The organism is Rhodococcus sp. EPR-134, assembly GCF_001647205.1.
In the GTDB taxonomy this organism is placed as follows: domain Bacteria; phylum Actinomycetota; class Actinomycetes; order Mycobacteriales; family Mycobacteriaceae; genus Rhodococcus_F; species Rhodococcus_F qingshengii.
Genome location: NZ_LVCT01000657.1, coordinates 1 through 5,882 on the forward strand (window position 1 = coordinate 1; position 5,882 = coordinate 5,882).

A 5,882-nucleotide genomic window follows, 5' to 3' on the forward strand; every position below is an offset into this window, starting at 1 on the left:
TCGAACTTTCCCCTTCGCTCATGTCCGCAAGCTACCGACCCACATCGACCCCACCCCTTCAGACCTGCACCATTCGGCATTTAGTTCAGTCAACGGGGCGTCCGCTGCCCGATGCTGCGCGTGGATCCACGCGCACGACCACGGCTGGCCGCAATTATCGAGAACCTGCGTGACCGCATCGCCGAAGCCCGCACCAATGGCTGGCTCGGAGAGATACAGGGCCTACAAATCAGCCTCGACGCGGCCGCAGGAAAGATGGCCGCTCTTAACCGCGCCGAGCGCCGGACCGTTGAACCGGTACTTCTCGGCATCCCCCGATAAGGAGAATCTCGTCGGTGAGCGGCGCCGATTCGCCGGCGAGACAGATCCGCGCTTGCTCGCGACATGGCACCCGCAGAAGTCAGCACGCGGGCCCAGGTCGACCATGTCAGTGGCGAACGACCCGATCTACGGCGGAACAATCCGTTGCGCGGCTAGAACTGCATCACCGCATCGTCGCGGCACTTCGGACTGATCCACTCATCGATGATCAAGTCGGAAAAGTCCAGGATCGGCTGGTCGCGATTCTGAATGATCGACAGGACGTCGGGGACTGAGCGTGAAGTCCAGTAAAGGGCCTGTTGCCGGCCTGGGCCAAGGATCGAAAGATGGCCTCCAAACTCATCAACGCCCGCAGTGAAACCGTTACGGAGAAGCCCTCATTCAGAAGTAGTGCATCCAAACGGCGTGCCATCATTCCTGCGAACGGATACTACGAATGGATGAAAAGTGAAGCAGGGTCGAAGATTCCATACTTCCTTCACAGCGAGGTCGACATCCTTGCAATGGCCGGATTGTATGAGTTGTGGCCCGATCCTGAACTGCCCGAAGATGACCCGAACAGGTGGGTATGGACCTGCACAGTCTTGACTCGGCCAGCCAGCGATGCCACGGGACACATACACGACAGATCCCCGCTGATTCTGCTCGAATCATTCTGGGAGCACTGGCTCGATCCGAACCTCACCGACAAGGGTGAGGTCCAAGCCATGATCAACTCCGTTCCGGAGCCGCATCTCGAACCCTACGAGGTCTCGACGGCGGTCAACAGCCCCAGGAACAACGATCCGAAACTGCTTGAGCCAGTCAGGAATTAGCGGAATGGTGTTTCTGAGGGGTGAACGTTGGCGCTGGCAGTTGTGTATCCATATCGCTGCAGAAGTGACTTTGCTGCCACCAGATTTTCGTACTGCTTTGGGCCCGGCCCGACATACAAACCTGTGACTGCATCACTAGGTAACTCGTCGAGCTTGCGATACGGGACGAGGCCCGAAGGAGTGGCACGGAACTCTGGCGCGTCGAAAGAGCCGGGTTCGATGAAGCGCCATTCGTGTTCTTCCTCGAAACCCTGGTGTTTGACGCTTGCAGCGTAGAACGCCAGGTTTTGTACAGCAGTGCTCAGATTTCCTGGATTGACCGAGTGTCCACGCCGGGTGAGCTCGGTGGTGAAAAGTTCGAGCACGGCGGTTTTCAGAGCCGGAGTCAACTCATTTCTTGTGTACTGCACTTTGTGTAGCCCTAAGCCTGAGAGATGGACCGGAGACCCGTCCGATCGGGGAAACTTGCTCGGGTCGAAACCGATGGAGAATCCACCGATGCCGTTGCCGTAAGCGCGCCACTGACTAAGGACGTCTGGTTCCTGGGAGAACGAGACCGTGCAACAGTGCAGGTAGGTCTCATATTTGCGATCGATGATCAGGTCGAGTGTTCGGCAAATTTCCTTAAGAAAATCGATGCCTGTTGGGTTTGCAGCCCTGGTTGAGTTGAAAAGGGTGTGCCAACTGTTGGTGACCCAATCGGCTCCCGGTGGTGCTTGGGTAGTGGGGGGCGCGCTCGCCCACATGTTGGCCTTTTTGAGTCCATCCTTGACGAAGTTATTGACCAGTTCGAGGCCGTGAACCAGCTCCCGTCGATCATTGAGGAACTGGGCCGCGGACGCCCACAAGACGGGTTTGTAACTGCCTGACCCGACGATGTTCGGGTCAGCGGCTGTGACTTCATGCCCCAGGATCCCGAGCAGCCCGGCTGCGTCGGTGTAATGCCACAGGGTCGCAGGTAGTTCCGGAGTTGACGGTGCGTTCACAGTGGCAGTCCATCACAGGTCTATCTCCATTGGGCCTTTACTGTCTATCGCCGAGAGTTCGAATTGAGGCCCAATTCGAACATCTGTGCGAGTAAAGTGTACGGTGTCAAGGTTGCGACAGCTTGAAAGCGGGGGCAGATCGTCATGGCGGAGCCGCCCGGCGGGATCGTGCCGACGTTCGCGTCGGTCAGCAAGGCGGAAAAGCTTGAACAGCTCCGCCGCAAGATGGCGTCGATTCCCGCCCGCTCGGACGGCACCGAACCAGCCACGTCATCGGTGGTACTTCGCCCGGTCGACGAGCGGGAGCCGACTCCGATCGTGGCCACTGCGCAATCGACCCTCCGGATGCTTCCCGTTCCGGCGCCGATCGGTGATCTGCTCCCACGCGGCGGTTTGGCCCGAGGAACCGTCGTCAGCGTCGACGGCGCAGCATCGGTCCTCATCGGACTACTCGCCACCGTCACCGCCGCCGGCGGGCACGTTGCGGTGATCGGAATGCCCGGACTCGGACTCCTCGCCTTCCACGAGCAAGGTGGCGACTTGGCGAAGGTCGCGCTGGTGCCGCAGCCAAAGGATGCTGCAATCGACTGCGCTGCAATTTTGCTGGAGGGCTTCGACGTGGTTGTTCTGGGGCTCTCTGGTGGCGCTGTAACGCCCTCTCGCGGAAGGGCTGTGGCTGCGCGGGCAAGAAGTAAGGGATCGCTGTTGATCGTGACAGAAGGGCAATGGGACGGTCCGGATCTGCGGATCTTGTCGCGAGTGTCCGGATATACGGGTCTATCAGCGGGGAGAGGGCGGGTGACAGGCGTTCGGCTCGACGTCGCGGCCGTCGGCAAAGGCTTCCAACAACGCACAGGCAGCCTGGAGATCCGCGACGAGAGCGGACAACTCTGCTGGGCAACCCTCGACGACAGCACGCGTGCTGCGACACCGCCGCTCCGGGTAGCGCAGTGATCAACACCGACCACTGGACTGAACGATGGCCCGACCACCCCGTGATCAGGACATTCGACCCGCCGAGAGCGGTGAAAGTCGACATCTTGTAGACCGGGTTTGAACGTGTCCAGTGTCCAGTGTGGAGGAGTGCGTCGTTGAGGAACCCCATCGATGCCGGAGGCCTCGGTATTGCCCGTGGGTCAGAAAACGAGTGCTGTGTCCTTGCCTTTCGAAGATGGGGCATCAGTCCGGAATCTGAGCACTTGTGCGCACATGCAAGTGGGCGATCAATGCCGGGCCGTCACTGAAACCCGCCGTCCGACAGACCAGCCTGCATTCGACTCGCGACCGGCCGCGCCGATACCAAAATCCAGAAATAACGAAGAGGTGAACGTGACCGATATACTTCAGTGGCTCGCACCTCTATCTCTAGATTGATCTATCTCGTTGCCATGCAATCGGTGATGGAATTCTCTGTTAACTCAGGAATCGAGCATGAGTAGGATGTCCACCCCTGCTCGGAATATTCATCCTGCGATTTGTCCACAATTATTTCGACATCCTCAACATTGGGCAGTATGCGAATATAATTGACTATCTCGTCACCCTCCGTAGTTGTTGAGCGCAAGGTAAATTCGGAGCCTCCGGCAGTGCGCGATGATTCCATGCACTCAACTTGCGAGCGCTCGAACGTGCTACCACTACTTGCGTTCGTTTTTTTGATCTCTCCGCAACTCGGGAGGGTAAGTCGGTTGGTGAAAAAATCGGGATCTTCCGGCGATTGTGAACATGCAGCATTGGCTAACAAGATTGCTAAAATAGCAGTCCGAATTCCTGTAGTTCTGGAAAATCTCATCTTTGTATTATAGCCTGGCCCGACAGTTGTCCGCCTAGCAAGAGGGGCATTTCTGAGAAGCGGTTGGCTTAGTAACTCGGCACGCTGTCCAGGTCGTCGATGCCCCTGAGAGGCGCGACCATATGGACTTCGCCCTGTGTGGCGGAGAAGTAGGCGTCCAGTTTTCAGGACACGTCCGGAATGTTGCCTTTGATGTGGAATCCAATTCAGCGATTGCGAAAATATATCAACAATCGTCATTCCTCCATCCATCTTCTTTGCTGTAAATCCACGGAACATCAATCTCATCCCTCTCTGGATGAACAGAGAATAGTGTGGTCACGTAGCCACGGCCACCCTCGATGTGCACGGTCAAAGAACTCGGACCGGGACCTCCTACTCCAAAATCTTTGAACCGAGTTGGGAACTCTTGTGCGGGAATTATATTCATGCATCGCACTGAAAGAAGGGTGTATGCATCTTTCGGATAACCTTCAAGGACGCTGCGATTCCACCTTTGGGAAGAAGAAGTCAGAATATCTTCCTGGGAAATGGCAGGATCGTAGGTATCCATGTCTACCCCGCATCCAGTCAACGACAGGGCAGTAATCAAAGAACCAAATACGCGAACAGTGAAACCATTCATTCGGATCACCTTACCCATTTACTTCCGACTCGGCATCAATGCGCATAGTCGGCGACGTGTTGCCCTTGGCCCTCTCTGACGTCGCCGTGACGTCCCCTCATGGACGGGGTCATGGCGGCCCGTGCGAGTGTATGGGATCGCTGCTCACCGTCACGGAACGGCAATGGGACGGTCCCGATCCTACGGATTAGTGTTAGGTTATGCGGCGATTTCGTTCAGGGCTCATCACGGTAGTTGTGGTTGCTGTTCTTGCGGTCGGAGCAGTGATCGCCTTCCGTGTCCTCGACGAGCGACGCGATCCCGTGGCGTTGCCGACGGGGGTGGTGGTCGATCGCGCCACCTGTTTGGCGCCGGAGGTCCTCGTCGCGGCGGTCCCTGGAGAGGTGCAGTCACCGGAGCTGTTGTCAGATCCTCTACCTCCTGCGGGCACGGTTCCCGAGAACTTCGAGCCGAAATCTGTTGTGGTGTGCCAATTCCTCGCATACACAGACGATTCCAGCGAGGCAACCCTTTCGCAGACAACCAGAACGGGGGACATGGCGCATGTGGTGGCCCAGTTCAAGCGGGAGTCACTCAAATCGCCATGGTTCGGCGAGTGCCCCACCCCCTCGAGCGTTCCCACACCTGTGGTGTGGCTGGTCGATAGCGCAGGAAAGGCTGTCAGGGTTGCATTTCCGGTCGATGGAACATGCCGGTACCCGTTCCCGGATGCGTACGAGGCAGTGATGAACTTGGTGGTGCAGGACGCACAATTGCACCATCTTCCCCGTGCATGGTGATGTCGGGCTGGGTATGAATCTGGAACCGAGGTCGACCGGGAAGCGCTGCTGTACCTCAGTTCCTCCGCGAGGTACAGCAGCACTACATAGTGAAAATGGTTACCGGGTTGTGGGTGCGACGGTCATGGTCGAGGTAGGGGCCCCGGACTGCATGGGGTCGTTCGGTTCGACCGACTCCGGAGGTCCGCTCAGGCGCGGGGCAACCGATGGCTTCGTTTCACCGTTCGGCCCAACGACATGAGGTTGCGGCTCCTCGTAAGGAATCTCATTCGCAATTGCATCCTGCATCCCTTTGACGACGTCGGATTCCCCTGGCTGGACCCCGCGCGCTGCCGACGGGTCGAGCTCTTCGTGCCCGGTGAAGGGAACGACGGTGTAGAAATCGAAGTCGGCGTTGTATCGGGTTGCGAACAGGTACGACTTACCGACTTCGATCATCGGATCTTCCTCGAGGAGAATCACTTCTCGGGTCTGCTGCACGATCAGGTGACAGGTTGAGTCACGCAGCCTGAGTGGCTGGTGTGGTCATGATGGTCTCGTATTCTATGGGGGTCAATCGGCCGA

At 57.8% G+C, this 5,882-nt stretch carries 6 protein-coding genes and 1 pseudogene; 4 read left to right on the top strand and 3 right to left on the bottom strand.

The genetic code is table 11. The features are described 5' to 3' along the window. Positions 1-120: 120 nt before the first annotated feature. Both A2J01_RS28585 and A2J01_RS28590 read left to right on the top strand, forming a co-directional pair. On the top strand, positions 121-321 hold the full coding sequence (locus A2J01_RS28585) for a hypothetical protein (protein ID WP_197494328.1): 201 nt from the start codon (positions 121-123) through the stop codon (positions 319-321). Positions 322-614: 293 nt separating this feature from the next. Continuing rightward, positions 615-1,136, top strand: a pseudogene (locus tag A2J01_RS28590) (SOS response-associated peptidase); the annotation flags it as partial. Here A2J01_RS28590 and A2J01_RS28595 read toward each other — a convergent pair. Further along, positions 1,133-2,122, bottom strand: coding sequence for a DUF2971 domain-containing protein (locus A2J01_RS28595; RefSeq protein WP_064114084.1), 990 nt, complete (start codon positions 2,120-2,122; stop codon positions 1,133-1,135). The pseudogene A2J01_RS28590 and the gene A2J01_RS28595 sit on opposite strands and share 4 nt — an antisense overlap. 144 nt (positions 2,123-2,266) lie before the next feature. On the opposite strand from A2J01_RS28595, the gene A2J01_RS28600 reads away from it, so the two are divergent. Further along, on the top strand, positions 2,267-3,076 hold the full coding sequence (locus A2J01_RS28600; protein WP_064114085.1) for a hypothetical protein: 810 nt from the start codon (positions 2,267-2,269) through the stop codon (positions 3,074-3,076). 1,064 nt (positions 3,077-4,140) lie between these two features. Here A2J01_RS28600 and A2J01_RS36090 read toward each other — a convergent pair. Then, positions 4,141-4,539 carry a hypothetical protein gene (locus A2J01_RS36090; RefSeq protein ID WP_125053213.1) on the bottom strand — a complete coding sequence of 133 codons (399 nt, stop codon included), beginning with the start codon at positions 4,537-4,539 and terminating at the stop codon, positions 4,141-4,143. A 200-nt stretch (positions 4,540-4,739) separates the two neighbouring features. Here A2J01_RS36090 and A2J01_RS28605 point away from each other — a divergent pair, with 200 nt between their 5' ends. Beyond that, positions 4,740-5,318, top strand: coding sequence for a hypothetical protein (locus A2J01_RS28605; RefSeq protein WP_125053211.1), 579 nt, complete (start codon positions 4,740-4,742; stop codon positions 5,316-5,318). 99 nt (positions 5,319-5,417) lie between these two features. On the opposite strand, the gene A2J01_RS28610 is transcribed toward A2J01_RS28605, so the two are convergent. Further along, complete coding sequence (locus A2J01_RS28610; RefSeq protein WP_156519435.1) at positions 5,418-5,798, bottom strand: hypothetical protein; 381 nt, start codon at positions 5,796-5,798, stop codon at positions 5,418-5,420. Positions 5,799-5,882: the final 84 nt, after the last annotated feature.

What these genes read in the sequence shown, in the direction of transcription:
- A2J01_RS28600 (WP_064114085.1), top strand. Translation starts at nt 2,267, where the DNA reads ATGGCGGAGCCGCCCGGCGGGATCGTGCCGACGTTCGCGTCGGTCAGC.
- A2J01_RS36090 (WP_125053213.1), bottom strand. Translation starts at nt 4,539, where the DNA reads ATGAATGGTTTCACTGTTCGCGTATTTGGTTCTTTGATTACTGCCCTG.
- A2J01_RS28605 (WP_125053211.1), top strand. Translation starts at nt 4,740, where the DNA reads ATGCGGCGATTTCGTTCAGGGCTCATCACGGTAGTTGTGGTTGCTGTT.